Below are 26,068 nucleotides of genomic sequence, written 5' to 3'. Positions count from 1 at the left end.
GTCGCTAAGTAAGTAGCTAGAAAATCTATGCTCCGTACAAGTTGCGGGTGTCTTTTTATTAAGAAGAAGCCTTACTTCTGGGCAGTAGCAGCGTAGCCACGACAGGGAATTACATCTGCGCCACCGAAAGCTGCTGAAGCGGCAACGAAGGTTAAGTTACGCAGTTAGTCAGCTACTTCGTTACGCGTTACCTCATAAAGATACAACTGCCAGTAAACAGTTGAATCCTGAAATTGGCTTACTAAGTGCAGCCCGCTCCGATCTGGCGCAGCGAGCCGCACAGCCGATAGGATATAGCGCCCGCCAAGCCGCCGAAAAGCCGCCGCATCGAAAGCAAAATCTTGCACCGTGCGAGCAGGTAACGCTGGCACGCGGAAATTCTTGCCTAGCTCAGCCGCTACCACATAGCAGCGGTTGCCCCAATCATCGAAGTACGTGCGCAGCAGAGGGCTTTTGGCTAGCTCGCCTGCAATCAGAGAACGGAAGTGATGCTTGTAGGAAAGCGGATAATTGTTCTGGTAACTATCTAACGTGTAAAACCCGTTCAGCTGCGCCACGCTGGGCGGCAAACCTAGGCAGACTACGCGGTATTGGGCGGGCTCCTGCCCGGTTTGCTGCCGAATATGTTGCTGCACTTTTGCAAAGAGCGTCGGGGCTACGAAAGCCTGGTAGCTAGGTTCACTGGGGCTAGCACGCCCCGCCAACGTACGCAAATTGGCCAGCCATTCGGTGTTCATGCTTAACCCAGTGAGCAGTTGCAAACCAACCAAGGCCGCGCACAGCTTGGAGCTAGGTAGTTGCCGCAGGCAAAGCACCAACACCACAAACCACAACAGCGGCGTCAGGAAGTGGAAGCGGCTCAGGTTGAACGTTCGAAGCGCGGGCACTCGGTCTTGCACCAGCTCCACCAGCTGCGGATAGAAACCGCAAAACAAAGCTATACCAGCCAGCACCACGAGTAGCGGCACCAACTCGCGCCGCAGCGTGCGCCGCCCTGCCGTTGGCGCTAGCACCAGCCCCGCTCCCACGGCAAGCAACACCGCACCGCGGAAGAACAAGCTAGCGTGATACTGCCCCATCAGGAAATACTGGCCTGCGCTCTTCAGCCCCGCCTTCCACCCGTGTGGCCCCAGCCGAGCGAGGTCGAACTCCAGGCGGTGCGGCACAAACTGCTTGGCTACCAGCAAAGAGTAGAACAGCGGGTACTCGACCACTACATACACGGCCGTAAGCAACGCTAGGCCGGCTACTACGCACCACGCTATGCCCCTACCCTGCCACGCATCCCAGAGCAACAGCCCCGCCATGCCCGCCACCACAAACGGGCCTACGAACACAAACATCGACCAAAACGGAAACAGGACGAGCAACAGCCAGTCCGTCCAGCGGCCACGGCCTTGGCGCAGGTTCAGCAGGGCTAGTAGCACCCACGGCTGCCCAGCTATCGACAACCCGTAGATAACATAAAGCGGCAGCACCGCCCAAGCCAACGCTACTCCCGCCGCCAGCCATCGGCTCCGCGCTTCAGCACCAGTCAGCAGGTGCCGCCGGAGCAGCGCATACATCCCGAGAAGCCCTATTAGGCGCACGAGCGCCTCGTGCCCTAGGTACGCCCACAGCGGCGGCAACGCGGCAAACAGCGGCATGGTCATGCTCAGGCCCGAGCGCAATGCGTTGCGCGGTAACCCATTCATGATGGGCCTCACAACGGCCTCGGGCCGATAGTCGAGGGTGAGGTGATGATGCGTGAGCAAGTACGGAATGCTAATTTCCGCGTCGAGGTTGTCGTCGAGAAGGATGTAGCTCCGCGGCCCAAGCACCAGAAAGGGCAACAGAAATAACCCCAAACCCAATAATGCCACTAGCAGCGGCGACACGAAACGAGAGAAAGCAGGCATAACTCAGCAAGTTCTTGCAAAGGTAGTCGCCGGCTTGTGGCAACTCTTCCTCCAAGATTTATTATGTCTTGCTGAGCTTCCGATTCATGTAGGAACTCATATTTTTATAGCCCGATTATAGCTATTCTACTTTCACCAATCTTACCGGGCTGGTCTTGTTAGTGGTTTACGCTGTATTTGCTGCTACGCTCTATTTTGCTTTTTTACTCTGACTTTCAGAGGCCTGTAGTACTTTCCTTTTCCAGTATGTTTCATCACACACTTACTTTTCTCGATTCGCAGAACACTTGTACAAACGAATATGATGAAGAAAACCAGTGGCTATGCGCCACTTGGAAAGGATTCATTACCAACCAAGATGCTACCCAAGGAGCAACGGAAACCCTTAAAGTCATTCGTGCTACGCACACGCCCTACCTGCTCAACGACAACAGCCAACTGGTAGGCCCCTGGTTCGATTCGGTGGAGTGGCTGGAGCAAGTGTGGGTGCCCCAAGCCACCAACCTAGGGTTACGCTACGTGGCCCACGTAATGCCTCCCGACGCCAACGCCGATATCACTACGGTAGCCATGCGTCACCCCGACCGTATTCCTTTCGAGCTTCAAATCTTTCGGCAGGTTGCAGAAGCGCAGGAATGGCTGAAGTCCTGCCAAAAGAAGTAGGCGTGCCATTTATTTTCTCTACTCAGTGGCGAGAGAAAACCCAGCATGTACGACCTACTCGCTAGCTCCGCGGGTGAAACTCGGTAATAACTTGCTTGAGGTAGTCGCGGTCGAGGTGGGTGTAGATTTCGGTGGTGGTGATACTCTCGTGGCCTAGCATTTCCTGCACGGCGCGCAGGTCGGCACCACCTTCGATGAGGTGGGTGGCAAACGAATGGCGGAATGTGTGCGGACTAATGGTTTTGCGGATACCAGCGCGGGCAGCTAGGTCCTTGATGACATTGAAAATCATGATGCGCGACAGGCCCGTGCCACGCCGGTTCAGAAACACAATGTCTTCGTTGCCGGGCTTAATCTCGAGGTGAGTTCGCACGCCCGTGAGGTAGAAACCTAGGTGCTTGAGGGCATCGCGGCCGATGGGCACGAGGCGTTCCTTGTTGCCTTTGCCCGTCACACGCACAAAGCCCTGCTCGACGTAAAGGTTGGAGAGGCGCAGCTCCGTCAACTCCGACACCCGCAGGCCCGACGAGTACAACACCTCGATGATGGCTCGGTTGCGGGTGCCCTCGTTGGTACTCATATCAATGGCCTCCAACAGCTGCGTAATTTCCTCGTAGCTCAGCGTATCGGGCAGCTTGCGGCCAATCTTGGGAGCTTCCAGCGTATCGGTGGGGTCGAGCAGCAGCATATCTTCCATAATCAGGAAGTTGTAGAAGGCCTTGATGCCCGACAGCGTCCGCGCTTGGCTAGTCGAGGTCATACCTAGCTCCCCAAGCCAGGTCAGAAAGTCGCGTAATAGGCGCGTAGTTACTTTGTCGGGTCCGGCGGGCAGCTTTGAGATTTCTAGGTACTGCCGCAGCTTATGGATGTCGCGCACATAGGCTTCCACCGAATTGGCAGCTAGTGATTTCTCGAGCTGTAGATAGCCTTCAAATTGCTTAATGCTGACGGACCAGTTCACTATTCGGAGATGCGAGGATTAGAAGCCGCAAGTTAGACGGCCTGAGCGAAGGTTGCGGTAGAAACCTAACTACTCCGCTTTTTCTAAGAGAAGCTTGGGCAACTAAATCCTTTCCTCTCTGGCATCCTGAGCTTGCGAAGGACCTCATTATGCTAAAACAGGCAACGCTCACAAATGTGCTAAGGTCCTTCACACGTCCAGGATAACTATGATTTTACAAGCAGGCAGTCATTCAGGTTAGACAAATATTCTATACAGCCTATTTACATGGAATAGAAAAACCTAGACGCTAGCTTTCTGCCCAATCTTACGCCGGGCCGTCTAACTTGCAGATCCTAGCTTTATATTCCATGCAAATTCTCATCATCAACGGCCCCAACCTCAACTTGCTCGGTCGCCGCGAGCCGGGCATCTACGGCACGCGCTCCTTCGACGCCTACTTTCCCGAGTTACAAGAAGCCTTCCCCGACTTTCAGCTCGAATACTTCCAGAGCAACCACGAAGGCGAGCTGCTCGACAAGCTGCACGAGGTGGGCTTCACCTACCACGGTATCGTGCTGAACGCTGGCGCTTTCACGCACACCAGCCTAGCCCTCGCCGACGCCATTGCTGGCATTGCCACGCCTGTTATTGAGGTGCACCTTTCCAACGTGGCCGCCCGCGAAGAATTTCGGCAGCACAGCTACATCAGCCGCGTGTGCGTGGGTACCATCACGGGCTTCAAGCTCGACAGCTACCGCCTAGCTTTGCACTACTTCGAAGGCCTGCGTCCTAAGCGCGTCGGCTTCAAAGTATAGCGTCAGCCAACGCAGCTGAGTGGCGAAGTTATTGGTGAAGTCAGAGGGGATAATTTGAAAAATAAATATTTCGCGACTCCCTCAGTCACGCAGTCAGTCAGTCACTCTCGTACCTTTGCGGCTCCAAACTGACTTTCGACTCCTATGTATACTTTCAATCCGGGCCCCTCAGAAGTTTACGCCGAGGTTCGTACGTACCTCACGGCCGCTTTTGACGAGGGTTGGCTCTCGGCACCCCACCGCGGCGAGCGTTTCACGGGCTTGGTACGGCAAGTAATTGCCGACATGAAAACCAAGCTCAACATCCCCCAAGACTACACTATTTTCTTCCTCAATTCGGCTACCGAGTGCTGGGAAGTGCTGGCCCAAAGTCTGACGCCTACCAAAAGCTTCCACCTCTACAGCGGCGCTTTCGGCGAGAAATGGTTGGAGTACGCCAAGGCCCTGCGCCCGGCCAGCACCGGCCAGTCGTTCGGCGTGGATGAGCTACCTAGCCTCGACAAGATCCCGCAGGACGCTGACCTCGTGTGCATTACCCAGAACGAAACCTCCAACGCTACCCAGCTGCGCGACGGCTTCGTTCTGAACTTATACAACAAGCTAGGCCCTAACTCCTTGCTGGCCGTGGATGCCACGTCTTCGTTGGGCGGCATCCAGCTCAAGATGATCAAGGCAGATATCTGGTTTGGCTCGGTGCAGAAGTGCTTTGGTTTGCCCGCCGGCCTAGGGCTGATGATTTTGTCGCCGCGGGCCGTGGCGCGTTTCCGCCAAATCAACGAGCGGGCGCACTACAACAGCCTCGTATCGCAGTACGAGAAGATGCTCAACTACCAGACAACCCACACGCCTAACGTGTTGGATATCTACCTATTGAGCCGCGTACTACAAGACCGGCAGCCGATCAAGACGGTGCACCAGCATTTGCTCGACCGCGCTACCAAGCTCTACGATTACTTCGACAACGCCACCCAGCTTACGCCACTCGTCACGAACCCTGAAACGCGTTCGACCACGGTTATTGGTCTGCAAGGCCCGCCCGCTCTCATCGACGAGGTGAAGCGCCGCGCCAAGGAGCAAGGCTTACAGCTCGGCAACGGCTACGGCAACTGGAAACCCAACACGCTACGCATCGCTAACTTCCCGGCCATCCCAGATGCGGCCTACGAGCAGCTCGTGCAGTTCTTCGCCCGCGAATTCGCCTAAAATGAGCAACTGAGTGGCTGAGCGACAGAGTGAAGTTGGTGAACTGGTCATTCAACCACTCCGTCGCTCGGCCACTCCGTCACTCGTTCCGCTATGTTCAGCCTCAAAGAAATTTTCTCGGTTACGCTTACTCTTTTCGCAGTCATTGATATTCTGGGTTCCATTCCGATTATCATCCAAATTCGACAGCGCGAGGGCAAGATTCACTCCGAGAAGGCCACCTTGGTTGCGGGGCTGCTGATGGTTATTTTTCTCTTCCTAGGGCAAAGCATCCTAGCACTCTTTGGTGTTGACTTCCAATCGTTTGCTTTGGCAGGTGCGATTATTATCTTCCTCATCGGGATGGAGATGATTCTCGGCATTGAGCTGTTCAAAAACGACCCGGCTGCCACGAGCGGCTCCATTGTGCCGCTGGCGTTTCCGCTCATCGTGGGAGCTGGCACCATGACGACTTTGCTTTCCTTGCGGTCAGCCTACTCGCTGCCGAACGTGCTGGTGGGTATCGGAGTGAACTTGGTGTTTGTGTACGTCGTGCTCAAAAGCAGCGCCTGGATAGAAGGAAAGCTAGGTAAAGCTGGCGAGGACATTCTGCGCCGCGTGTTCGGCGTCATTCTGCTAGCCATTGCCATTAAGCTGTTCAAACAGAATTTTTGAAGGCTGAATGGTTGATTATTAAATGGTTGTTTGCTGATTATCAGCACCGCATCTAGTCAACTGAGACCCATTTAACAATCATCCTTCAGCCATTTAACTAATCGCCCATTGATTCATCTCTTCACCGACGGTTCGTCGCGCGGCAATCCGGGGCCTGGGGGCTACGGCGCCATTTTACGCTATGGGCCGCACGAAAAAGAAATTACCCAAGGCTTCCGCCTCACCACCAATAATCGCATGGAATTGCTAGCGGTGATTGTGGGGCTGGAAGCTATTACGCGGCCCGAAATTCCCGTTACCATCACCACCGACTCGAAGTATGTGGTCGATGCGGTGGAAAAAAAGTGGGTGTTCGGCTGGGCCAACAAGCCCGACTTTGGCAAGAAAGCCAACGAAGATTTGTGGCGCCGTTTCCTGAAAGTATACAAGCAGCGCAACGTGCGTTTTCACTGGGTACGCGGCCACAACGGACACGCGGAGAATGAGCGCTGCGACCAACTCGCGGTAGCCAGCGCCACCCGCGGCCCCTTGCTCATCGATGATGGCTACGAGCTGATTGAGGCCAAGCGAGGCTAGGCTCCTGCTCAGATGGCGAATTCTTATTTTCAGTTCAAGCAATTTCGCATCGAGCAAGACCAATGCGCCATGAAGGTGTGCACCGACGCCTGCGTGCTAGGTGCCACTGCCGACGTAGCCAGCGCCACGCGCCTACTCGATATCGGTACGGGAACTGGTCTGCTAGCCCTAATGGTGGCCCAGCGCAACCCCAGCGCCTACATCGAAGCGGTGGAAATAGACGAAGCTGCCGCTGCCCAAGCCGCCGCCAACATTGCCGCGAGTCCGTGGGCGAGCCGCCTGACGATACACGCGCAAAGCCTGCGCGCCTTCGCCGCAACTCAACCCGCAGCTTTCGACCATATTCTCTGCAATCCGCCGTTCTTCCGCAACGCCCTCCGCTCGCCGGATGCTGCGCGTACCACGGCCCGCCATACCGCCGACGACACTCTAGCTTTTGAAGAAATCACGGAGTTTGCGCACCGGTTCCTTACGCCTGATGGTAAACTGACAGTACTCCTTCCGCCTCCCGAAATGCAGCAGTTTGAGCGTGCTGCCGCGGTGGCTAGCCTTTACCCAGTATCTCGCTTAGTGGTACACCACCGAGCAGGCAGCAAACCGCTGCGGCACATCACCACGTTCAGCCATCAGCCGCAAGCTATAACGCAGCAAAACCTAGCCATTTACGCCGATCACGCAGAGGTTTACTCTGACGATTTTCAAAGGCTTCTGAGCCCCTTTTACCTGTACTTGTAGGGTCATACTGAACAGTGTAGAGACGCAATACTTTGCGTCTTGTCGTTGCTGATGTTGTTTCCTAGGTTGTTCTAGGTGGGTCGTTCAACGACGAGACGCAAAGTGTTGCGTCTCTACACCGTTCTAGCTTCTGCAACGAAGTAGTAGAGATACTTCGACAAGCTCAGCGTGACGGATTAGGCGACGTTACTACCTAGCTTCTACCCCCTTACAGCGTCAGCGCACCTTTCGTACCGCCGAACACGACAAAGTTCAGGTTCTTGTAAATGCAGTCGACGTCGGTGAAGCCGGCGCGCTCTAGCATTTGGAGCTGTGCTTCCAAGGTGGCAAACTTATCTAGCTTGATGCGCTCGAAGGCGCGCTGAATCGCATCTTCATCGAGGCCCGATGTGGTGACGGTTTCTTTCCAGTTTTGCTTATAGAACGTGTCAAATCCGATGGTACGCCCTGCCACCTGATCGGCGTTGATGAAGAGCCCACCCGGATTCAAGGCGGCATATACGTTCTGGTACAGCTGGCTCTTGGCCTCGTCCTCTAAATGATGAATAGCCAAGGACGAGATGATGATGTCGTATTGTCCTGGCAGGCTAGCCGCCGAGAAGTCGAGCTGCTGATACGCAAAGTTCGGCAGCTCGGCGAAGCGTTGCTTGGCCACGTTCAGCATTTCCGGCGAGAGGTCTACGAGTGTGAAGTGCAGCTCAGGCCGAAGTTGATAGAGAAAGTACGAGAACAGGCCAGTACCTGCGCCAATATCTAACACCGTCTTTGCTTGTGGCAGCAGCTTAATTAGCGGAAAGCAGGCCGTGTAGAAATCCTGGTAACAGGGAATCAGGTAGTGCCGCTGGCTATCGTACTTCTGCGAAACAGCGTCGAATTGCTCTTGAATGGTATCCATCGGAAAAAAAGGAGGTTCTTGATTGGTAGATAGCACTGGCTCGGCATTGCTACCGGCTACTGATTAGGGTAGCAGCCGGGCAATTTGAGCTAGCTTATCCTGGTACAAGGTGTCTAGCAGGTCGGTAGCAAGATTACCAAAATCAGCGGCAAGGTAATGGCGCTGCACGGTGCCACCCGCTAGCAGGGTTATCTCGTCGCACGTTTCAGTGAGGGCGCCCAGTAGGTGCGAGGTCAGCAGAATACCCGTGCCACGTTGGCGCAAGCGCAGCAGTATTTCTTTGAGCAGCAAGTTGGTACCTAGGTCGAGGCCATTAAATGGCTCATCCAAAATGAGGTAGCGAAAGTCTTGGACCAATAAGGCTAGCAAGGCTAGCTTCTTCTTCATGCCCGCTGAATATTCCTCGGCATACTGATCGAGGGGCAATTCGAGCAGCTGGTTCCAGCTTGAAAAGTCGACTAGTGGCTGGCGGCGGGCTTGCAGGCAGAACACCAAGTACTCGCGGCCGGTGATTTTGGGGTAGAAGAACGGCTCATACGGTAGTAATCCCGTGACTTGGCGCACGGCTTGACCCGACGTTTCGCGCACAGAGCCCGTATAGCCAGTATCCAGCCCGAATAGGCAGTTGATTAGGGTGGTTTTGCCGGCCCCATTCGCGCCCACTAGCCCGTGGATAGCACTGGGAGCTAGGTCTAGGTTTACCCCGTGCAGCACTTGGTGCGAGCCGAACGCACGACTTAGTTCTCGAACGCTAATCATGCCAACGATACTGAAGTAAATGACGCCGGCTCTTCCAAATTAAACCCGCGAATGCCGCGGCCAGCAATGCCACGTAAACGGAATTCACGACCATCAGCAGCGCCAACGCAACTACGCCTCCCTGCACTAAGCTAGCATGCGGATAAAACGCATACTTCGCCAGCACCATCATCGTTAGCACCATGCCGCCCCACAGCAGCACAGCCAGCGCTCCACCCCACCCAACGGCTCCGGTACCGAGCAGCAGCAAAAACGGCAGACTACTCAGCAAGTACCCCGCGAGAGCTAGGCCTACTTTACGCCGCAAAAAGGCGTTCAGTCTCAGTGGATATTTAAGTAGCATCACCGCATCTTCGGGCAGCGTGTAAAAGGAGGTAAGCAGCAATGCCCATAGCACTGGCACTAAGGCCGCGATGGTGTTGTGCCGTTGCCAAATCGCCACACCTAGGCCCACTGCCCACACCAGCCAAGCGCCGGTGCGGCGGTAGCCACTCACCCACTCAAATAGCTCGCTGCGCAGCAGGCTCTTGCGCCGTGCGCCGCCTCGTTCCGCTCGCGGCTTGGTCAGGTATGGTATCAGCGGCAGCAGAACCAAGCCCACTAGCAGCGGCAGCCATGCTTGATACACTATGAGCACGGCCCAAAAAGGAAGCTGCCACAGCGCATACTCCGCCAGCAACAAGCGCCGATAGTTCGGGGCGACACTTTGTAGAAAAGCTAGGTCGCGGCGCTGCCGGTGTGCCGATAAGCACATGCTGGCCCCTAGGAATGGTAGGAGCCATTGCCCCACTGGGTACCGGCCGCTCATCCGGATGCCTTGCCCCAGAGCAGCCACGAACATGGGTCCGAGCAACAGAAGCCGTAGCCAGCCGACTTCGGCGAGTTGCCGGGCCAGCACTTTCCACCGCAGACCTAGGTAATGTTGTATTTCCCGCATGAGATGCTGCTAATCAGCAAGTGCGTTGCGAGTACTGGGTCCTTCTTCCTCCACAAACGTGATCTGGTAGTCTTGCTCCAGTTCCGCCAAAATCGGCTCGTACAAGTCGGCGTGGGTAGGAATGACAACACCGCGCTGCGTTACTTCGCCCCGCACTAACCGCCGCACTGCCATGCCCAGGGGCAACCCGACTGTCTTGGCCATCGCCGTATGTGTGGCATCTTCGCCGAGCACAATGAGCGAAGCGGTTCGAGTATATTCCTCGCCATCAAGCTCATACTCGAATAAGTGCTGCATCACGATCATATCATGGTCGTGCGGTTCAAGCTGCCACTTCTCCGCTAGTAATCGCTCCAGCAATTGCGCGGGCGTGGCGTTGGCGTGCCCCACCGGCTTGTCGCTGAACAGACCTAGCCACGTCAGACGCCGCATTTCTTCGCCCTCGGGGTCAAGACCTAGGCAGGCAGCTAGGTGCGCGGCTATATCGAAGTCGTCGGGCACACGTGGCAGGTACGCGGCCACCAATTCGCGCCACGGAAGCCCCGACGAGTTACCGAGCTGCACGGTGTCATCTGTAAGCCCTAGCTTCACTAGCGCGTGCCACGCGGCGCAGTAGCCGGGCCGGCGCAAGGTGCCGCGCAGCATTGTCGGGATGTCGTCGAGGCCATAGGGGGCGCGGTAGCTAAGCGAGTCGCGGTTGGCGTAGCCTTCAAACGCGCCATAGCCGGGCACCTCCAGCGTTTCGTGGCGGGCGAAAATCTGTTGGTACGGAATGAAGCGTAAGCGCCCGGCTTCCAGAAATTTGGCCGTACTCTGACCTGCCAACACCACGTTGCGGGGATTCCAGGTGAACTTATACTTCCATGGGTTACCCCCTTCCGAATCGGGTGCTAGTAGCCCGCCGCAATACGATTTGAAGGACGTTAGCTTCCCTCCTTTCGCTCGAATTTCCTTCAGTGCTTTCATGGCCGACATATGGTCGAGGCCTGGATCGAGGCCGCATTCCATCAGAATGGTGAGGCCAGCCTCCACTGCGTCGGCGTGAAACCGGCGAATTTCGTCGGTGGCATAGCTCGCCGTGGCTAGGTGGCGCCGGTGCTGAACGCACGCCGCAGCTACCCGCGGGTGGAAGCTCGCCGGCAGCATAGAGATGACGATATCAGCCTGCTCCACAAGACCTTCCAACCTATCCTCTTGCTGCACATCAAACGGTACGGCGCGGGCATACTCGCTGTGCGCTGCCAGCACCGGAGCTAGGTGTGCCGGGTTTACGTCGGCGATGGTCAAGAACCAACCTTCCGTTGGGGCATAGCGGAGCAAGTAGTGCAGGAGCGAAGCCGCCGAACGGCCCGCACCCAGAAGCAACAGACGAGTCATATATCAAGTATCAGGTATCGGTTAACTCTTGCTATCAGCCATGCAAGGATGCTTAGCGGTCAATAATCGCTAAAATCAGCGTAACGAACACAGTGGGCACTATCGCGCCTTGGCGTAAGCTATTTCTCTTGCCCCCTAGGTAGGGCAGCTAGCCGTCTGCCAATTATTGGGAGAGGTAATGATTATATGATAAATGCAACGTACATTCACCGCCCCCTCACGCTGTCGGGGCTGCCGTTGGGTGCCTGGACTAGCTTTTTATTCTTATCCGCAGCAATGGCTCAATTACTTAACGTGACCATTCAGGTCGACGTCCTTTCCCCCGCCGAACTCACCCCCGACGAGGCTCTTACCTGGCAGCAAGCTCGTGCTGCTACGAACAATGCATACGCGCCCTTCTCGCAGTTTCACGTGGGCGCCGCGCTCCTTCTCGACGACGGTTCCGTTTTTCAAGGCAACAATCAAGAAAACCCTGCCTACCCCTCTGGGCTTTGTGCCGAGCGCACCGCCATGTTTGGCTTGGCCGTTAGCCAGCCAGAGCGCCGCATCGTTGGTATGGCCGTAGCGGCGCGCCCCAAGAATGGCGACTTCGTGGTAGGAATGCCCTGCGGCGCCTGCCGCCAAGTCATGACGGACTACGAAGTACGTCAGGGCCAGCCAATTCCGCTGCTGCTGCTCGGCCCCGATGATACCATCTACCGCTTCCGCTCCTTGGCCGACTTGCTGCCGTTTCAGTTCACGAAAGAGAATTTGCCTCCGCGAGAATAGCTAGGTCTAGCTGCTCCAAGTTTCGCGGAGCACAGCCCGCGCCGCTGCCTGATAGCGTTCAGCCGTCAGCCCAGCGGACGCGGGCTAGCTTTAACTGCGTTTCGCGCAATACTTCTTCTTATGCCTGCTGCGCAAGAAAACCATCTCATTGTCAGTCGCTCAGCACGTTATTTTCAGCTCGGCGAACTGTCGGCGGCTACGCGGCGTGTGTGGTTTGTGGCCCATGGCTACGGGCAGCTCGCGGCCTACTTTATCCGACATTTTGCCTTTCTGGCGGAAGCCGATCCTACCCTGGTCATTGTCGCCCCGGAAGGCTTATCGAAGTTCTACCTCAACGGCACGAGCGGCCGGATTGGGGCTACCTGGATGACAAGGGAAGACAGACTAACGGAAATAGCGGATTACGTAAGTTATCTGAACCAACTGGCCACCAAGATCCTAACCTTGTGTCCGCCCGAGGTTGCAGTCACCGTGCTAGGTTTCTCGCAAGGTGCCGCTACCGTCAGCCGCTGGTTGACGCAAGCTTCGTTTCGGCCGGCGCGGCTGATTTTGTGGGCCGGCGCTTTTCCGCCCGATATGGACGTGGAGGTGGGCACGCATTTGCTGCATCAATTTCTGGTTACGGTGGTTTGTGGCGATGATGACCCGTTTGTTAGTGCGGAAGAACTGAAAAAGCAGCTTACATTTTTGCGCAGCTACGGCATTGAGCCCGAAGTTATTCGCTTTGCTGGCAAGCACGCGCTGCACACCGAAACTTTACGCCAGCTTGGGCAGCCGTAAACGTTAGCCTTCATAGACTCTTCAGGCAGGGTTTTGTATTGTTGCATTGTCTATCTCTCCCTACCGATTTCTACGCCGCTCATCCCGCCATTGTCATGCACGTTCTCATTGTAGAAGACGAAAGAAGCCTGCACCAGGAAGTGCGGCAGTTTCTGATCCAGGCACAGTACCTCTGTGACTCGGCTTTCACCTTTGCTGAAGCCTCCGAGAAAATCTTTGTAAACAGCTACGACTTCGTGCTGCTCGACCTAGGTCTGCCGGATGGCGACGGACTGCAACTGCTGCGCGAAGCTAAGCAGAACGAGCGCCAGGAAGCCTCGTTCATCATCCTGACCGCCCGCGGCGCCATCGACGACCGTATCAAAGGCCTCGACCTAGGTGCCGATGACTATCTACCCAAGCCGTTCTCTTTGCTGGAGCTGCTGAGCCGCATGCAGGCCATCACACGACTAAAGTTTGGGTTGAAGCGCCAGGAAATGGTATTCGGCAACGGCTTCCACCTCGACGTGACGGGTCGCACCTTGCGCTACGAAGGCGCCGAAGTCCCGCTCACCAAGAAGGAGTTCGACCTGCTGCACTACCTATTACTGCACAAAAACCGCGTACTCACGCGCCTGCAACTCGGCGAACACCTGTGGGGCAACGTGCTGGAAGACGATTCCGACTCGAACTACATCGACGTGCACATCAAGAACATCCGCAAAAAGCTAGGTCACTTTGCCCCCGCCGATTTCCTGGAAACAGTGCGCGGCATCGGGTACCGAGTAGCTTCAGCAGAGTGACTGAGTGAATCGTTGAACGTCACTCAGTGCGAAGCCACTCAGTCACTCTTTAGTGCGAAGCTGTTTTTCGGGCTTTTGCTAAGACGATTAAGATTTCAGCGTATTCCTTTTCTAACTCAACTAGGCGAGCTTTCGGAACAATGCCGGCATCGCCTAATAGCTCCAACCAGAGTTGCACTTCATCTGCTTCTTCGACGCAAATACTAAGCTTTGCAAAGAACTCAGCGGCCGAACGCCCGCGACAGGCAGCTCGGTAGTTGGCTGCTACAGAGGTAGCACTTCGTAGTAACTGCTTACCAAGTATTTCTGCTTCTCCGCTGCGCGGTAGTTGTTGATATAATCGAATAACGCGTAAAGCGGCAGCTTTGGTACGTACCCGAAATGCTTCGTTCTGCTCAGCTTTTGTACTACTAGAGTGCTCAAAGAATGTCATAGCTTGTACATTGATCTTTGTTCAAACTCCAAAATCAAGCCGACGAATAGTTTATGCATCAAATAGCAATTAATAAGAAGGACAGGATTTTTCGCACTCAGTCGCTCAGTCACTCAGTCACTCAACAGAGCAAAGCGAAGTGAAGATGCGCCTGGAGGCCAAATTGGCCTTGTTCAACGCTTTATCGAAGCTGCTACTGCTGCTGACGGGGGCCTTAGTGATTCCGCCGGTGGTGAGCCGGGTGGCTATTTCGCACACCGATCAGCGCCTGCACGAGAAGATGGGCGAGGTGCTCAACCTGATTCGGCGCGACGGTATCACGGCCTTTGTGCGCACCGAGCACGACGAAGCCTACGCCGACTACAACCTTCTCAAGCAAGAATACATCACCCTCACTCCTATTGCTACCCGGGCGAGTCACCCGGGTGTCATTCGCATCTTCGACGAAACGCGGCAGGTAGATAATGAGATTGAGGACTTTCGAATTCTGAGTTATACGCTGCCAAACCGCGGCACTCGCACCTATCACCTCGAAATCGGGAGCAGCCTAGCGACGGTGGAGCTGCTTACGGCTACGCTGCGCAGCACCGCGCTGTGGGTGCTGATTGTGGGAGCGCTGCTTACTATTCTCACCGACGCGGCCTTTGTGCATTACCTGTTGCGACCCCTGCGGGAGCTCATTCAGCGCAAGCTGCGCGGCGTGCACCATCCGTCGGTGTTTTCCTTCGAAGCCATTCCGACGGACACCATCGACTTCCGGCGCCTCGACACCAGCCTCTCGCGCATGATGCGCCAGATTCAATCGGCCTTTGAAAAGGAGCGGGAGTTCATGTCGAACGTGTCGCACGAGCTACTCACGCCCGTCAGCATTTTGCAGTCGCGCTTCGAGAACATGCTGCAAGACCCGGAACTGAATGAGGCTCATTCGCTCAAGATCGTAGACTCGCAGAAGACGCTCTATCGGCTGCGCAATACGGTAAAGACACTGCTGCTCATCGCCAACATCGAAAATGAGCAGTATCTGCGCGACGAATCGGTGTCGGTAGCTACCGTGCTAGCCGACGTCATCAATGAGCTAGAGGACCGCTTGGCGCAACGTGAAATTCGGTTGCTAGAAGAGCTTCAGCCTGATTATGTGCTGCCGGCAGCCAACCGCACGCTGCTGTTTACACTGCTATTCAACCTGATTAGCAACGCCATTAAGTACAATAACTGGGGCGGCGACATTATTATCCAGGGGAAGACGCGCCCCGAAGGCGGCTACCGCCTCGCCGTCACTGACACCGGTCCTGGCATCGCGCCCGAAAACATCCCGCATCTGTTCGACCGATTCCGGCGCTTCCACAAGGGTGGGGCCTCGCCGGAGGGCTACGGCCTAGGCTTACCCATCGCCAAAACGATTGCCGAATTCCACCGCGCCGAGCTGGTCGTGGAGTCTGTTGTGGGAAAGGGAACTACGTTCGCTCTACTATTCAGCTAGCTTCCTGCTGGCTTGCAACAGGAACGCCAGCATTTTCACTCTGAATTCATGTTGATGGGCCTACTTTCGGGCTATGCCCACCCGATTAGTCTCTTCTTCTCGCAGGTCGTACTTCACGTTGCTGTTCACTGCCCTGCTGTTACTCCTCGGGCTACTTGTCTACCTATTGTCGACCAAGAAAGCGGCTATCCTGAGGCAACAAGTAGCTCTAACAAGCCACTTTGCGGTATTGCAGCAGCACAGCCGCATCCATAAATCGGCCACTGCTCGCCGTCCTAAACGTGTCTTGGTTGTAAAACCAACCGCCAACGACCAATTATAAACTAACATCTCCGAAAAAAAGGCCAGCTATGCAGCTGGCCTTTTTTGTTTTTCACTACGTCGTTGAACCGGTACATAACCACTTGTTCAGCAGTTTACCCCAGCCCACCACACTTTTTCATCGAGTACTTGCGCCTGCTACTTCTGCTTTTTCTTGCTTTTGGCGGGCAGCACTGCATCGGTGGCTGCTTCCTCGTGCACAGGATTGTCGGCCGGTTGGGTAGCATCAAGGGATAAGGTCCACTGCTCGTTGAGCTGGGGCAAACCGTGCTGGGCCGTCAGATCGTATTGGCAGGGCACCACGGAAATGTAGTTGTGCGCCAGCGCCCATTCGTCGGTATCTTCGCCTTTGTCTTCGTTCACGAAGTTACCGATTAACCAATAGTAAGGGCGCTGGTAAGGATCGTAGCGCAGGTCAAACTCTTCCTGCCACTTAGCTCGTGCCTGCCGGCAAATACGCGCCCCAGCAATAAGGTTTTCCGACTTTTTAGGGAAGTTGATGTTCAGCGCGGTACCCGTTGGGATGCCATGCTCCAAGGCCTGGCGTGTGAGGTGCTCTACCCACTCCTCGATATGGGAGAAATCGGCTAAGTGACCGTAGTCACAGAGCGAAAAACCAATGGCGGGCAATCCTTCAATTGCGGCCTCAATGGCCGCCGACATAGTGCCCGAGTACAGCACGTTCACGGAAGAATTGGAGCCATGATTAATGCCCGACACCACCAGATCGGCTTGTCGGTCGCGCAGCACGAAGTGCTTGGCTAGCTTCACGCAGTCGGCGGGCGTGCCGCTGCACTCGTAGGCCTCGATGTCGTCGAAGATAGTGCTTGGGTCGAGGCGCAAGGGGTTGCCGATGGTAATGGCGTGCCCCATACCCGACTGCGGCGAATCGGGCGCCACTACCACTACTTCGCCAATACGCTTCATCACGCGCACCAGCACGGCAATGCCCGGCGCAGTGATACCATCATCGTTTGAAATTAGAATCAGCGGTTTGCGAGATTTAGCAGTCACAAGCTTATGTTTTAGTGATAAAAACCTAGGTCAAGGTACGGAAGCCAACGAGTTGCGGACGTAAAGTTTTGATTACCCGGTGCCCGCCTCAACGAGGAGCTAGCCTGTGCCGTACTGCACAACATGAAACACCTAGCTTCTCCCCGATCTGCCGTTGGTGCGCTGTTGCTGCTAGTCGCTCTTGTTGGTTGCAATTCTTCTGATAACCGTTCGCCCGCAGCTTCCAGTGGCGATACTCCATTTGCAGGCAACTCCACCGCTACCGATCCTTCGGCCGCCGCGCAGCGCATTGCCGCCAACCCCAACGTAGCCGACTCCCTGCACCTACTCAGCCCAGGACAAGCAGGGCGCTTGCTCATCCGGATGCCTGAGAAACTGCTGCTGTCGCGTGTATCGGCCGAGCAGCTTCATAAAATCACGCGTACCGTGGGCGACAGCACGTACCCGGCGTATGAAATGCGCGATGCGCAACAACCTAGCGCCCCCGTTACGATCCTCGAAATGGCTGGCAGTGAGCAAAAAGGCTTTCGCTTGCGCCGTATCATCATCACCGATCCACAGTACCGTACGGGCGAAGGCATTGGGGTAGGTTCGCCGTTTGGGGTGGCTCGCCAAGCCTTTGGCCTCTCGCGGGTGCGCATGACGCCGGAAGGCTTCGCGGCCGTGTCGCGCCAGACGCGCATGGCGTGGCTACTCGATGAAAATTCCTTGCCCGCCAAGCACCCCAGCGATATGGCTACCGCCGAAATACCGACGGCTACGCGTATCAAGGGCGTCATTCTTTTTTAAGCAGCTCCTTACCGTGGCTGGTGCCCAAAAACCCTAGCTCACAACTCGCCCGCACCCGACTCTTTTCCGCTTTCACCCAAATTCCACCCCTTGTAAATTACGATGGCCTTGCTCGAAAATCGTTACCGCACCCACGACCTAGGTATGCTTCTGCTTCGCGTTGGCATTGGTATTATGTTCTCCATTCACGGCTATCCGAAGCTTATTGGGGGACCAGAGAAATGGACCGAAATCGGGGGCGTAATGAGTATGTTTGGTATTAGCTCTGCGCCAGTTATGTGGGGCTTTTTGGCCGCGGCGGCGGAAGCTATTGGCGGGCAGCTGCTGGCTTTCGGGTTGTTTTTTCGTTTTGCTTGCATCCTGCTACTGGGCACAATGATCATTGCTACGGCCATGCACGTCATGAAAGGTGACGACTTCAATACCTACTCGCATGCGCTGGAAGCGGCCTTTTTATTCCTAGGGCTACTTTTCGCCGGCCCTGGTAAGTACAGCGTCGATCAGCTGCTATTCCCCCCTGAGCCTGAATGGGAGGAATAGGCGTGCTTAATGGCTTCCTAAGCTTACTTTTCTTTGCGGAGAAACGCGGGTGTATGTCGCAAATTCCGGCGCTGGCCTAGCTTTGCAACCTAGCCCTATACTTCTTTCATGCTCGCTCTTCTACTTTCTACGCTCCTTGCCGCTGCGCCAACACCTAAAACTGACTGGCGCACGCCCTTCGAAAAAGGCGACGGCAACACAACCACTACCTACGCTGAGTGCATCGCCTATTACCAGCAGCTCGATGCAGCGTACCCCGAAATCAGCATGCGCGAGGCGGGCCCGACCGACATCGGACAGCATCTGCACGAGGTAGTTATTTCAATCGACGGCGACGCGGACCCAGCTTCGGTACGCGGCAAGAACCGGCGCGTGGTGTTCATCCAGAATGGAATTCACCCTGGCGAGCCAGAAGGCATCGATGCATCCATGATGCTGGCCCGCGATTACGTGCAGAAGAAAGAGCTGCGGCAGCAACTAGAGAACGTCACGCTAGTGATTATTCCGGCCTACAACATCGACGGCATGCTGAACCGCTCGGCCACGAGCCGTGCCAACCAGAACGGCCCGCGCGAGTACGGCTTCCGCGGCAACGCGCGCAACCTGGACCTGAACCGCGACTACATCAAGGAAGATTCGCGCAATGCCCGCTCCTTTGCGCAGCTTTTTCAGCGCTGGCAACCTGACCTGTTCGTCGATACGCACACCTCCAACGGCGCCGATTACCAGTACGTCATGACGCTCATTGATACGCAGAAAGACAAGCTGCACCCTGCCCTGAGCCAGTACTTGCAGAAAACTATGCTGCCGGATTTGTACAGCGGCATGAGCAAGAAGAAGTGGCCCCTAACACCTTACGTTGATTTTGAGGGTCGCACGCCCGAAAGCGGCTTGCGCGGTTTCCTGGAAACACCACGCTACTCCACAGGCTACACTACGCTGTTCAACACCATCGGCTTTATCACCGAAACGCACATGTGGAAGCCCTTCACACCGCGGGTGCGCGCCACATATGATTTTCTGGATCTGCTAATTCACCTAGCTCACCGCGACGCCGCGCAGCTAGCCCAGGCCCGCGCCACGGCCGAGCAGCAGCTACGTGCCCAAATGGACTTCCCCTTGGGGTGGCGGCTCGACACCACGAGTGCGGAGCAGGTAAACTTCCGGGGCTACGAGGGCCGCACCAAAACAAGCGAAGTCAGTGGGCAGCCGCGCTTATCATACGACCGCAAAGCGCCTTTCACGCGGCCCGTTAAGTTCTATAACACCTACCGGCCGACCACCACGGTGCGGCGCCCAGTGGCTTATTTGATTCCGCAGGCATGGGGCGAAGTGCTCGACCGGTTGCGGCTTAGCAACGTGCGCTTACAGCGCCTGCGCCGAGACACCACGCTCACCGCCGACATATACTACGTGGAAGATTACAAAACCGCGCCGCGCCCCTACGAAGGCCACTACTTGCACAGCCAGGTAAAACTCCGCACGGAGCAGCAAACCCTACCCTTCCGGCGGGGCGACTACGTAGCCTACCTCGACCAGCCCGCCGTGCGCTACCTCGTGGAGACGCTGGAGCCTCAAGGCACCGACTCATTTTTCGCCTGGGGCTTCTTCGACAGCATTTTGCAGCAGAAAGAATACTTCTCCGATTACATCTTTGAGGACCTAGCTGCCGAGCTACTCAAGCGTGACCCACAGTTGCGTCAGCAGCTCGAGGCCCGCCGCCAAGCCGACCCGACGTTTGCGAAAAATGGTGCCGCCCAACTCGACTTTGTGTATCGTCACTCACCGTACTACGAGAAGTCACACTTGCGCTACCCAGTCGTGCGCTGGCAGGGCGGGGCGCTACCCGTCGAACAATAGATAATAGATGGCTTACTCGGTGGGCAGCGCGGGCTCTTGGTACAGTTGCTCTGCTTGCAGGGAGTTGGCATAGTTTACTAGGAAAGCTAGCCCCCGAGCATCTTTGAAGCTCAAGTCATTTTCTTTTGCGTAAGCCTTGATTAGGGACGCTTGCTTCGCAAAGAAGGTCAGCAAGTCCCGTTTGGGCTTCTGCAACGTCACGAGTTTGCCTTCGTTTGTATTTAAGTAAAACGTAGTCCGTAATTCGGTATTGGTATAATAGCGCGGCCGTTGGTTGCCGATTGGAGCCGACGTGTAGCTGTACTGAATAGGCTCTTCGCGACGTAACAGGATGGTCGGACCTTCGCTGAGCTGCTCGAAAAAAGCCCACATTTTGAAGTCAGGCGCTTTCTTTGTCGACCAGGGATAAGAGTACGAGTGAAAAATGCGGGTAAGCGCCACGTACTGTCCCCGCTTTTGCGGAGTCTGTTCGCCGCGCATGGCAAAGACCCGCACGGTTTGGGTGGGCAGCGTGTAGATGGTGTCATTTGCCTTCAAGGCTAGCTTATTACTCGCCCGGTCCAAGCTGATTTCTCCCTTCACCACCGCCCCACTCGTGAGCATCACGGCGCCTTCCGAGAATTGCCCGGCGTTCATCGTGAAGGGTAGCCCTTGCGCCTGCGTCTTGAGACTCAGTGACAAGCCCGCGAGTATTGCCGCAATGCGTAGAGTAGTATGCATATGCCTGAACAGTAGCTTTTTCTTCCTGATCAGTATACGTATTACGGCTTCGAAGGGGTCAAGGAATTAGCGTAGTTCACGATGAAAGCTAGCTCCCGCGCATTGGTGTAACGCAAGTCATTCTCTTTGACATACTGCTCAATCCGGGAGGCTTGGTGCTTAAAAAAGGCGAGCAAGTCTTTGCGAGGGGATTTCAGCGGCAGCACGTTGTTGGTGCCAGACGCTAAAAAGAAGTTGTCTAAGCTCGACATGCGTATCATGCTGCCCGTGAAGATGGTGGAAGGCCGCTGATACCGCAACAGCACGATAGGCCCATCGCTGATTTGCTCGAAAAAGGCCCAAGTAGGTTGCAACGTGCTCTTGCTCACAACATAGTAAGGCCGGAATACACGCAGCGTCGACACCAGCTTGTCGGCCCTGATTCGCTCCTGCTCCTCTTCTACCGCCACACAGTTCACAATATTGGCCGGATAGGTGTAAATCGTGTCATTGGCCATTTTCACCTGCACCACTCCCGTCGCCGGATAAAGCATGATGGTGCCGCGCAGCTGGCTCCCGTTGGAGAGTACGATGGCGCCCACTTTGTACTGCTGTGGGTAGCCGAATAGTTGCGCTTGCGCCGCTTGACTCAAGAGCAAGCTCAGGATAATGATAACAGTAACCTTCCAGGACTTCCACATAATCTGCATTGTTGTAGGACAAGAAAACAGACGCTTAGACTAACCCGCTAAAGATACCTAGCTGGTGTCTATACCGGCTACACGGTAAGCTATAAATCTTAATAACTGAAAAAGAAAAGAGCCTCGTTTGAACGAGGCTCTTTTCTTTTTCAGTACGAACTAATCATCAGAATAATGAGCAGCTAGCTTTTTACTGCCCAGAAGCGTTTTGCAAGGAGTTGGCGTAGTTCACAATGAAAGACAGCTCCCGCGCATTGGTGTAGCGCAAATCATTTTCCTTGGCGTATTGCTCAATTTGGGGCGCTTGTTTTTTGAAGAAGGACAGCACATCCTTGCGCGGGTAGCGCAACGGTACCACGCCGTTGGACCCGAGCGCCAGAAAAAAGTTGTCGGTGCTAGGGGTATACGAAGTGCTCATGGCTGCGTCAAGCATAAACCGCTGGTGGCGCAACAGCCTGACGGGGCCGTCGCTGATCTGCTCGAAGAAGGCCCAAATCGGCCCCGTGGGGTTTTTACTCATCACGTAGTACGGACGAAAAACGCGGAGCGGAGATACCAGCTTGTCGGCCGTGATTCGCTCTCGGTGCTCTTCCACCGCCACGTACTGCACGGCCTGCGCCTGAAAGGTACAAACGGAGTCGTTGGGTGTTTTTACTTGCACGACTCCCTTGCTCGGATAAAGCATTACCACACCGCGCAACTTGGTGCCGTCGGTAAGCACCACAGCGCCGTCGTTGTACTGCTGGGCATAGCCGAGCGCTTGCGCCTGAACGGCGTAGTTCGTTATTAAACAAAAAATAACTACGATAGTATTCTTCCAATATTTCCACATAACCTAGGTTGCTTGTAAAACGACAAATACTTGTGCCACTTATGAAATATACTTATTTCACTCATATGTTACGCCAATGTTAACACATAAATTTTTGTAGCTATAAAAGGAAAGGGCCTCACGTATGTGAGGCCCTTTTCGGTAATAAGTAAGAGAGAATTAGTGCACTGCTAAAGGCTATTGCCTGGGCTGACTTTGCAGAGAGTTAGCGTAGTTTACAAGGAAAGCTAGCTCGCGGGCATTGGTGTAATCCAGCTGGTTTTCCTTCGCATACTTCTCAATCTGTTTCGACTGTTGTCGGAAAGCGGCTAGCAGATCTTTCTTCGGATTGCGCAGCGAGATAATCGCGCCGTTGGGCGTACCTAGGTAAAAGTTGTCTTTGATTTCGGTGTAGTAACCCATGGTGCGTGGCACGCCATAGGGGTAGCCGTAGCCACCATACCCTCCAAATCCATAAGGCGAACCATAATTCACGGGCCGCTGCACCAGCGACTCTCGGCGCAGCAGGATTGTGGGACCACTGCTGAGCTGCTCAAAAAACGCCGGCGACTTGAAGTCACTGTAGTCGTTGTCGTGGTTCCAGCGGAACACCCGGAACACGCGTACCAAGCTCGTGTCAGGGGTTGTGCGGCGCGCGCGCGGGGTGTAGCCGTAGATGGGGCTGCCGTAGTAGTAGCCCATCCGGGCGTCGTAGAAGTCGTCGTACTGGTTACGGTTGCGGTCGAGCCGTTCGCCTTTCACGGCAAAGCTCTGCACCGCCACCGCCGACAGTGTGCTCACGGTGTTGTTAGGCAACGAAACCAAAATTACGTCTTCGTTGCGGTGCAGCGCCAGCGGGCCTTCTATCGTGTCGCCGTTTGCGAGCAGCACAGTGCCGCCCGCAAACTGTTGTACGAAGGAGGAACTGGTTCGCTGCGCCCAGGCAGCGCCAGCTACCAGCAAATTGAGCACCAGCGCAAATGCGCTAGTGCTGAAAACGGTACGCATGCGTTTCATAGCCAAAGTATAGATAACCCGAAAACGCGTTCGGCCCGGCGCTGGTTACGACTCGTTTGCCACCGTACCGGACGAGGACGCCACTGGCCGCATTTTAGTCAAAATTGTGTGACCAAGCTTATCACGCTTCGTAGCCAGGTAACTTTGGTTATGCTGATTGGGTTCAATCTCGATGGGTACCGTTTCCACGATTTCGAGGCCGTAGCCCATCAGGCCCGTGCGCTTGCGCGGGTTGTTGGTAAGCAGGCGCATTTGGGTGATGCCTAGGTCGCGCAGAATAGAGGCGCCTACGCCGTAGTCGCGCTCATCCATGCCGAAGCCTAGCTCTAGGTTAGCCTCTACCGTGTCGCGGCCTTGCTCCTGAAGCTTATAGGCCCGAAGCTTATTGAGCAAGCCGATACCGCGGCCTTCCTGGTTCATGTACACCACCACGCCGCGGCCTTCGCGGTCGATTTGCTGCATGGCGCGGTGCAGTTGCGGACCACAATCGCAGCGGCAGGAGCCGAAGATATCACCGGTAACGCAGGAGCTGTGCACGCGCACCAGTACCGGCTCGGTACCGCTAACGTCGCCTTTCACAAGGGCTAGGTGCTGGGCGCCGTTGGAACGCTGGGTAAACGAGTACAAGTCAAAATCGCCCCATTCGGTGGGCATCTTCACGGAGATGTCGCGGGAGATGAGGCTTTCCGCTTTCAAGCGGTACTTGATGAGATCTTGCACCGAAATCAGCTTCAGATTCCAGCGCTGGGCTACTTGCTCCAGGTCGGGTACGCGGGCCATTTCCCCGTCTTCCTTTAGAATCTCGACCAGCACGCCAGCCGGCTCAAAACCAGCCAAACGGGCTAGGTCGACTGCGGCCTCGGTGTGGCCGGCCCGCCGTAACACGCCTTCCTTCCGGGCTTTCAGCGGGAATATGTGGCCCGGCCGACCTAGGTCAGCGGGTTTGGTTTCCGGGTCGATGAGGGCCAGAATGGTTTTGCTGCGGTCGGAAGCCGAAATGCCGGTCGTGACGCCGTTCTTCAGCAAGTCGACCGATACGGTGAAGGGCGTCGCGTGCAAAGCCGTGTTGCGTCCTACCATCAGCTCCAACCCTAGCTCGTCGCAGCGCTCTTCGGTGAGCGGAGCGCACACGAGCCCCCGGCCGTGGGTGGCCATGAAGTTGATTACCTCGGGGGTAGCGCAACGCGCCGCGCAGATAAAATCACCTTCGTTTTCGCGGTCTTCGTCGTCTACCACAATCACCACTTTGCCGGCGCGGATATCGGCAATAGCATCTTCAATTGAGTCAAGCATAAAAATGTGCGAGCAGTATAAGGGCCTGCTCAGCCTGAATAACCAACAGTGGCCCCGCGAAGTTACACACGAAAGAGTGACGGAGTGGCTGAGCGACTGAGTGAGTCGTTGAACGTCACTTAGCCGCTCAGTTACTGAGCCATTCAGTCACGCTACAGCGCTACCTTTTTCTCGCCCTTGTCGACGCCTAAGATAAACTTGGTGAGGCCTTTCATGTAGGTTTGCTGGTCGTCGTACATGCTCATGTGACTGCCCTGCGGGCAAGTGAGCGCCGTCCCATTTTGTACTTGCGTAGCAATCCAGCGCATATGCTCGGGATCCATGGTGTCGTACTTGCCGCCGATGGAGAGCACCGGCACGCTGAGCTTGGGCAAGTCTTTGGTCCGGTCCCAGTTGGTGAGCTTGCCCGAAATGCCGAACTCGCTTGGTCCCTGCATCGTCACGTAAAGCGACTGGTTGATTTTGCTCATGGCGCGGGTAATGGGCTCGGGGTTAGGCACAATACGACACAGGTGCTCCGCATAGAAATTAGGTTCGAGCAGGCCCATGTACCGAGGATTGCTGAAGTCCTTCTTGGCTTCGATCTGCCGGATTTCGGCCAGCACTTCGGGCTTCATCTGCTTGGCCAGCACGTTGTCGGCGTATTTGCCGTAGTCGGGGCAGCTCATCATCATATTCGAGATGATAAGGCCCTTGAGATTTTGCTGGTATTTAAATGCGTACTCAGCCGCCAGGATGCCACCCCAAGAGTGACCTAGCAGATAGAAGTTGTGCTTATCGAGGTGTAGGGCCTGGCGCACTTGCTCCACTTCCTCCACGTAGCGCGGCAAACTCCACATAGCGGTGTCCTTAGGGGTGTCGGAATTGCCGCAGCCGAGCTGGTCGTAGTAAATGAACTCGATGCCCTCGGCAGGTAGAAAGCTTTCCATACACTCGAAATACTCGTGTGTAGCGCCCGGCCCGCCGTTGAGCAACAGCAGCTTGATACGCGGGTTATTGCCGAAGCGCTTGGTCCAGACGTTGAACGTGCCTTTGGGCGTTGTGACAGGAACGACTTGCACGCCACCCGTCTGCACGCCGCCTGTGCTATCCTGCGCAAAGTAGGTGGAGGCTGAAGCGGTGGCAGGGGCTTCTTTGCTTTGCTGCGAGCAGGAAAAGCTGCCGAGTGCGGTGCCAAGCAGGCTGGCACCCAAAACGATTTTGGTGAAGTTCATAAGGCTGAGGGGAAGCTAGGTGGGGTGCGACATTGTACCAGCACAGCTGCTTAAACCTACTGAGACTTACCTAGCATTGCAAAAGTGCGGCTGTAGCGCGAAGCTCTGGCT

27 protein-coding genes are annotated in these 26,068 nt (G+C 55.6%); 13 read left to right on the top strand and 14 right to left on the bottom strand.

Annotated features, from left to right (window positions below):
- Positions 1-164 precede the first annotated feature (164 nt).
- Positions 165-1,898, bottom strand: coding sequence for a DUF6044 family protein (locus SD425_RS09260; protein ID WP_324677733.1), 1,734 nt, complete (start codon positions 1,896-1,898; stop codon positions 165-167).
- A gap of 246 nt (positions 1,899-2,144) precedes the next feature.
- On the opposite strand from SD425_RS09260, the gene SD425_RS09255 reads away from it, so the two are divergent.
- The gene (locus tag SD425_RS09255; RefSeq protein ID WP_324677731.1) at positions 2,145-2,561 is read left to right on the top strand and encodes a hypothetical protein; all 417 of its coding nucleotides are present in this window, start codon (positions 2,145-2,147) and stop codon (positions 2,559-2,561) included.
- 61 nt (positions 2,562-2,622) lie between these two features.
- On the opposite strand, the gene xerD is transcribed toward SD425_RS09255, so the two are convergent.
- A complete protein-coding gene (xerD, locus tag SD425_RS09250) occupies positions 2,623-3,522 on the bottom strand; it encodes a site-specific tyrosine recombinase XerD (RefSeq protein ID WP_324677729.1) in 900 nt (299 codons plus the stop codon).
- A 350-nt stretch (positions 3,523-3,872) separates the two neighbouring features.
- On the opposite strand from xerD, the gene aroQ reads away from it, so the two are divergent.
- The 5 genes from aroQ to SD425_RS09225 all read left to right on the top strand — a co-directional run bounded on the left by aroQ (position 3,873) and on the right by SD425_RS09225 (position 7,487).
- On the top strand, positions 3,873-4,319 hold the full coding sequence (gene aroQ / locus SD425_RS09245; protein WP_324677727.1) for a type II 3-dehydroquinate dehydratase: 447 nt from the start codon (positions 3,873-3,875) through the stop codon (positions 4,317-4,319).
- A 144-nt stretch (positions 4,320-4,463) separates the two neighbouring features.
- Positions 4,464-5,522 carry an aminotransferase class V-fold PLP-dependent enzyme gene (locus SD425_RS09240; protein WP_324677725.1) on the top strand — a complete coding sequence of 353 codons (1,059 nt, stop codon included), beginning with the start codon at positions 4,464-4,466 and terminating at the stop codon, positions 5,520-5,522.
- Positions 5,523-5,615: 93 nt separating this feature from the next.
- On the top strand, positions 5,616-6,176 hold the full coding sequence (locus SD425_RS09235; protein WP_324677723.1) for a MarC family protein: 561 nt from the start codon (positions 5,616-5,618) through the stop codon (positions 6,174-6,176).
- Positions 6,177-6,284: 108 nt separating this feature from the next.
- The gene (rnhA, locus tag SD425_RS09230) at positions 6,285-6,752 is read left to right on the top strand and encodes a ribonuclease HI (RefSeq protein ID WP_324677721.1); all 468 of its coding nucleotides are present in this window, start codon (positions 6,285-6,287) and stop codon (positions 6,750-6,752) included.
- Between the two features lie 12 nt (positions 6,753-6,764).
- Positions 6,765-7,487 (top strand): tRNA1(Val) (adenine(37)-N6)-methyltransferase, encoded by a 723-nt coding sequence (locus SD425_RS09225; protein ID WP_324677719.1) that lies wholly within the window; start codon positions 6,765-6,767, stop codon positions 7,485-7,487.
- A 208-nt stretch (positions 7,488-7,695) separates the two neighbouring features.
- Here the strand turns inward: SD425_RS09225 and SD425_RS09220 are convergent, their stop codons facing one another.
- The 4 genes from SD425_RS09220 to SD425_RS09205 form a co-directional block, all read right to left on the bottom strand.
- Positions 7,696-8,382, bottom strand: a complete 687-nt coding sequence (locus SD425_RS09220) for a class I SAM-dependent methyltransferase (protein ID WP_324677717.1) — start codon at positions 8,380-8,382, stop codon at positions 7,696-7,698.
- A gap of 63 nt (positions 8,383-8,445) precedes the next feature.
- A complete protein-coding gene (locus tag SD425_RS09215; protein WP_324677715.1) occupies positions 8,446-9,141 on the bottom strand; it encodes an ATP-binding cassette domain-containing protein in 696 nt (231 codons plus the stop codon).
- Positions 9,134-10,078, bottom strand: coding sequence for a hypothetical protein (locus SD425_RS09210; protein WP_324677713.1), 945 nt, complete (start codon positions 10,076-10,078; stop codon positions 9,134-9,136). The genes SD425_RS09215 and SD425_RS09210 overlap by 8 nt, the downstream gene beginning before the upstream one ends.
- Before the next feature lie 9 nt (positions 10,079-10,087).
- Positions 10,088-11,455 (bottom strand): saccharopine dehydrogenase family protein, encoded by a 1,368-nt coding sequence (locus SD425_RS09205; RefSeq protein ID WP_324677711.1) that lies wholly within the window; start codon positions 11,453-11,455, stop codon positions 10,088-10,090.
- Positions 11,456-11,731: 276 nt separating this feature from the next.
- On the opposite strand from SD425_RS09205, the gene SD425_RS09200 reads away from it, so the two are divergent.
- The 3 genes from SD425_RS09200 to SD425_RS09190 all read left to right on the top strand — a co-directional run bounded on the left by SD425_RS09200 (position 11,732) and on the right by SD425_RS09190 (position 13,785).
- The gene (locus tag SD425_RS09200) at positions 11,732-12,223 is read left to right on the top strand and encodes a cytidine deaminase (RefSeq protein ID WP_324677709.1); all 492 of its coding nucleotides are present in this window, start codon (positions 11,732-11,734) and stop codon (positions 12,221-12,223) included.
- Positions 12,224-12,343: 120 nt separating this feature from the next.
- A complete protein-coding gene (locus tag SD425_RS09195) occupies positions 12,344-13,003 on the top strand; it encodes a phospholipase (RefSeq protein ID WP_324677707.1) in 660 nt (219 codons plus the stop codon).
- Positions 13,004-13,098: 95 nt separating this feature from the next.
- Entirely contained in the window at positions 13,099-13,785 is a 687-nt protein-coding gene (locus SD425_RS09190) for a response regulator transcription factor (RefSeq protein ID WP_324677705.1), read from the top strand.
- Positions 13,786-13,834: 49 nt separating this feature from the next.
- Here SD425_RS09190 and SD425_RS09185 read toward each other — a convergent pair whose 3' ends face one another.
- Entirely contained in the window at positions 13,835-14,218 is a 384-nt protein-coding gene (locus tag SD425_RS09185; RefSeq protein ID WP_324677703.1) for a four helix bundle protein, read from the bottom strand.
- 145 nt (positions 14,219-14,363) lie between these two features.
- Between SD425_RS09185 and SD425_RS09180 the strand changes: the two genes are divergently transcribed.
- The gene (locus SD425_RS09180; protein ID WP_324677701.1) at positions 14,364-15,698 is read left to right on the top strand and encodes a HAMP domain-containing sensor histidine kinase; all 1,335 of its coding nucleotides are present in this window, start codon (positions 14,364-14,366) and stop codon (positions 15,696-15,698) included.
- A 459-nt stretch (positions 15,699-16,157) separates the two neighbouring features.
- Here SD425_RS09180 and surE read toward each other — a convergent pair whose 3' ends face one another.
- Entirely contained in the window at positions 16,158-17,033 is an 876-nt protein-coding gene (gene surE / locus SD425_RS09175; RefSeq protein WP_324677699.1) for a 5'/3'-nucleotidase SurE, read from the bottom strand.
- A gap of 123 nt (positions 17,034-17,156) precedes the next feature.
- Between surE and SD425_RS09170 the strand changes: the two genes are divergently transcribed.
- The 3 genes from SD425_RS09170 (at position 17,157) to SD425_RS09160 (ending at position 20,222) form a co-directional block, all read left to right on the top strand.
- Positions 17,157-17,822, top strand: a complete 666-nt coding sequence (locus SD425_RS09170; protein ID WP_324677697.1) for a hypothetical protein — start codon at positions 17,157-17,159, stop codon at positions 17,820-17,822.
- Positions 17,823-17,924: 102 nt separating this feature from the next.
- Positions 17,925-18,362: a DoxX family protein gene (locus tag SD425_RS09165; protein WP_324677695.1), complete on the top strand. Its 438-nt coding sequence runs from the start codon at positions 17,925-17,927 to the stop codon at positions 18,360-18,362.
- 108 nt (positions 18,363-18,470) lie between these two features.
- Positions 18,471-20,222, top strand: a complete 1,752-nt coding sequence (locus SD425_RS09160) for a M14 family metallopeptidase (RefSeq protein WP_324677693.1) — start codon at positions 18,471-18,473, stop codon at positions 20,220-20,222.
- Between the two features lie 12 nt (positions 20,223-20,234).
- Here the strand turns inward: SD425_RS09160 and SD425_RS09155 are convergent, their stop codons facing one another.
- The 6 genes from SD425_RS09155 to SD425_RS09130 form a co-directional block, all read right to left on the bottom strand.
- Positions 20,235-20,942, bottom strand: a complete 708-nt coding sequence (locus SD425_RS09155; RefSeq protein WP_324677691.1) for a hypothetical protein — start codon at positions 20,940-20,942, stop codon at positions 20,235-20,237.
- A 41-nt stretch (positions 20,943-20,983) separates the two neighbouring features.
- Positions 20,984-21,622 carry a hypothetical protein gene (locus tag SD425_RS09150; RefSeq protein ID WP_324677689.1) on the bottom strand — a complete coding sequence of 213 codons (639 nt, stop codon included), beginning with the start codon at positions 21,620-21,622 and terminating at the stop codon, positions 20,984-20,986.
- A gap of 190 nt (positions 21,623-21,812) precedes the next feature.
- A complete protein-coding gene (locus SD425_RS09145; RefSeq protein ID WP_324677687.1) occupies positions 21,813-22,454 on the bottom strand; it encodes a hypothetical protein in 642 nt (213 codons plus the stop codon).
- Between the two features lie 177 nt (positions 22,455-22,631).
- Positions 22,632-23,441 carry a hypothetical protein gene (locus SD425_RS09140; protein ID WP_324677685.1) on the bottom strand — a complete coding sequence of 270 codons (810 nt, stop codon included), beginning with the start codon at positions 23,439-23,441 and terminating at the stop codon, positions 22,632-22,634.
- 54 nt (positions 23,442-23,495) lie between these two features.
- Positions 23,496-24,743, bottom strand: coding sequence for a bifunctional 3,4-dihydroxy-2-butanone-4-phosphate synthase/GTP cyclohydrolase II (locus tag SD425_RS09135; protein ID WP_324677683.1), 1,248 nt, complete (start codon positions 24,741-24,743; stop codon positions 23,496-23,498).
- 152 nt (positions 24,744-24,895) lie between these two features.
- The gene (locus SD425_RS09130) at positions 24,896-25,957 is read right to left on the bottom strand and encodes a proline iminopeptidase-family hydrolase (protein WP_324677681.1); all 1,062 of its coding nucleotides are present in this window, start codon (positions 25,955-25,957) and stop codon (positions 24,896-24,898) included.
- Positions 25,958-26,068 lie beyond the last annotated feature (111 nt).

The organism is Hymenobacter sp. GOD-10R (assembly GCF_035609205.1).
In the GTDB taxonomy this organism is placed as follows: Bacteria; Bacteroidota; Bacteroidia; order Cytophagales; family Hymenobacteraceae; genus Hymenobacter.
This window is presented reverse-complemented; position numbering and strand designations above follow the sequence as displayed.

What these genes read in the sequence shown, in the direction of transcription:
- SD425_RS09220 (WP_324677717.1), bottom strand. Translation starts at nt 8,382, where the DNA reads ATGGATACCATTCAAGAGCAATTCGACGCTGTTTCGCAGAAGTACGAT.
- SD425_RS09195 (WP_324677707.1), top strand. Translation starts at nt 12,344, where the DNA reads ATGCCTGCTGCGCAAGAAAACCATCTCATTGTCAGTCGCTCAGCACGT.
- SD425_RS09190 (WP_324677705.1), top strand. Translation starts at nt 13,099, where the DNA reads ATGCACGTTCTCATTGTAGAAGACGAAAGAAGCCTGCACCAGGAAGTG.
- SD425_RS09240 (WP_324677725.1), top strand. Translation starts at nt 4,464, where the DNA reads ATGTATACTTTCAATCCGGGCCCCTCAGAAGTTTACGCCGAGGTTCGT.
- SD425_RS09140 (WP_324677685.1), bottom strand. Translation starts at nt 23,441, where the DNA reads ATGCGTACCGTTTTCAGCACTAGCGCATTTGCGCTGGTGCTCAATTTG.
- SD425_RS09165 (WP_324677695.1), top strand. Translation starts at nt 17,925, where the DNA reads ATGGCCTTGCTCGAAAATCGTTACCGCACCCACGACCTAGGTATGCTT.
- SD425_RS09135 (WP_324677683.1), bottom strand. Translation starts at nt 24,743, where the DNA reads ATGCTTGACTCAATTGAAGATGCTATTGCCGATATCCGCGCCGGCAAA.
- SD425_RS09255 (WP_324677731.1), top strand. Translation starts at nt 2,145, where the DNA reads ATGTTTCATCACACACTTACTTTTCTCGATTCGCAGAACACTTGTACA.
- SD425_RS09200 (WP_324677709.1), top strand. Translation starts at nt 11,732, where the DNA reads ATGGCTCAATTACTTAACGTGACCATTCAGGTCGACGTCCTTTCCCCC.
- SD425_RS09130 (WP_324677681.1), bottom strand. Translation starts at nt 25,957, where the DNA reads ATGAACTTCACCAAAATCGTTTTGGGTGCCAGCCTGCTTGGCACCGCA.
- SD425_RS09205 (WP_324677711.1), bottom strand. Translation starts at nt 11,455, where the DNA reads ATGACTCGTCTGTTGCTTCTGGGTGCGGGCCGTTCGGCGGCTTCGCTC.
- SD425_RS09210 (WP_324677713.1), bottom strand. Translation starts at nt 10,078, where the DNA reads ATGCGGGAAATACAACATTACCTAGGTCTGCGGTGGAAAGTGCTGGCC.
- SD425_RS09170 (WP_324677697.1), top strand. Translation starts at nt 17,157, where the DNA reads ATGAAACACCTAGCTTCTCCCCGATCTGCCGTTGGTGCGCTGTTGCTG.
- SD425_RS09215 (WP_324677715.1), bottom strand. Translation starts at nt 9,141, where the DNA reads ATGATTAGCGTTCGAGAACTAAGTCGTGCGTTCGGCTCGCACCAAGTG.
- SD425_RS09160 (WP_324677693.1), top strand. Translation starts at nt 18,471, where the DNA reads ATGCTCGCTCTTCTACTTTCTACGCTCCTTGCCGCTGCGCCAACACCT.
- SD425_RS09235 (WP_324677723.1), top strand. Translation starts at nt 5,616, where the DNA reads ATGTTCAGCCTCAAAGAAATTTTCTCGGTTACGCTTACTCTTTTCGCA.
- SD425_RS09155 (WP_324677691.1), bottom strand. Translation starts at nt 20,942, where the DNA reads ATGCATACTACTCTACGCATTGCGGCAATACTCGCGGGCTTGTCACTG.
- SD425_RS09225 (WP_324677719.1), top strand. Translation starts at nt 6,765, where the DNA reads ATGGCGAATTCTTATTTTCAGTTCAAGCAATTTCGCATCGAGCAAGAC.
- SD425_RS09185 (WP_324677703.1), bottom strand. Translation starts at nt 14,218, where the DNA reads ATGACATTCTTTGAGCACTCTAGTAGTACAAAAGCTGAGCAGAACGAA.
- SD425_RS09150 (WP_324677689.1), bottom strand. Translation starts at nt 21,622, where the DNA reads ATGTGGAAGTCCTGGAAGGTTACTGTTATCATTATCCTGAGCTTGCTC.
- aroQ (WP_324677727.1), top strand. Translation starts at nt 3,873, where the DNA reads ATGCAAATTCTCATCATCAACGGCCCCAACCTCAACTTGCTCGGTCGC.
- SD425_RS09145 (WP_324677687.1), bottom strand. Translation starts at nt 22,454, where the DNA reads ATGTGGAAATATTGGAAGAATACTATCGTAGTTATTTTTTGTTTAATA.
- SD425_RS09180 (WP_324677701.1), top strand. Translation starts at nt 14,364, where the DNA reads ATGCGCCTGGAGGCCAAATTGGCCTTGTTCAACGCTTTATCGAAGCTG.
- SD425_RS09260 (WP_324677733.1), bottom strand. Translation starts at nt 1,898, where the DNA reads ATGCCTGCTTTCTCTCGTTTCGTGTCGCCGCTGCTAGTGGCATTATTG.